This is a genomic window from Micromonospora sp. NPDC049171, assembly GCF_040648275.1.
GTDB lineage: Bacteria > Actinomycetota > Actinomycetes > Mycobacteriales > Micromonosporaceae > Micromonospora.
The window spans coordinates 1-1,082 of record NZ_JBEZDJ010000072.1 but is presented as its reverse complement, the minus strand read 5'-3'; the positions used below and the strand labels follow the sequence as shown (position 1 = coordinate 1,082).

Here is a 1,082-nt window from a genome sequence, read left to right as displayed (position 1 = left end):
CATGGGGTGTCGCCGGATTGGTCGGTGATGTTCCCGTCGGCGCCGCGGGTGGAGTTGCCGACGTATGCGTTCCAACGCCACCGCTACTGGCTCGAGGCGGGAGCCCCCGCCGCCACCGACGCGGCCGGATTCGGCCTCACGTCGACCGAACACCCGATGCTCGGCGCCGCGGTCGCCCTTCCGGACTCCGGCGGGTTGCTCTACACGTCGCGTCTCTCGTTGGCGACCCATGCGTGGCTGGCCGACCACGCCGTCGGCGGGAATGTCCTCCTCCCCGGCGCGGCCCTCGTCGAACTGGCGATCCGCGCGGGCGACGACGTCGGCTGCGGGCTGCTCGCCGACCTCACCCTGGAGGCGCCGCTCGTCGTACCGGCCACTGGCGGCGTGCGCATGCGGGTCACCGTGGGCGAGGCGGACAACTCCGGCGCCCGCCGGGTCGCCGTCTACTCGGTGGAGGAACAGACGTCCGGCGAGGCCGCGTCGACCCTGCACGCCAGCGGCACCCTGCGCCCGGTTGCCCCGGCGGACTCCGTCGTCACGCGGCAGTGGTCGCCGGCCGACTCCGACGAACTCGACGTCACCGACCTGTACGACCGGTTGGCCGGCGTCGGGCTCGACTACGGCCCGGCCTTCCGGGGCGTACGGCGGGCCTGGCGGGACGGCGCGGACGTCCTGGCCGAGGTCGTGCTCGCCGACGAGGCGTCCGGGGAGGGCTACGGCATCCACCCCGCGCTGCTCGACGCGGCGCTGCACGCCGCTGCGTTCACCACGGACGTCACCGAGCCGAAGGTGCCGTTCGCCTGGTCCGAGGTGACGCTGCACGCCACCGGTGCGACCACCGTCCGGGTCCGGCTGTCGCCGGCCGGCACGGACACCCTCGCCATCGAGGTGACCGACGCGGATGGGCACCCGGTGCTCACCGCCGGTGAGCTCGTCCTGCGGCCCGTGCCGCAGCCGTCGTCCGCCGCGGGTAGCACGCCGTTGTTCGAGGTGGTGCCGGTGGTGGTGGGTGTGCCGGTGGTGGGTGGTGTGTCGGTGGGTGGGTGGCCGGTGTCTGGTGGTGTGGTGCCGGATGTGGTGGT

Annotated in this window: 1 protein-coding gene; it reads left to right on the top strand. The window is 73.9% G+C overall.

The window, feature by feature from the left end; translation table 11 throughout:
- Window positions 1–27: 27 nt before the first annotated feature.
- The coding region (locus AB0B14_RS36735) for a polyketide synthase dehydratase domain-containing protein (RefSeq protein ID WP_357526766.1) at window positions 28–1,082 on the top strand (1,055 nt) is incomplete at its 3' end.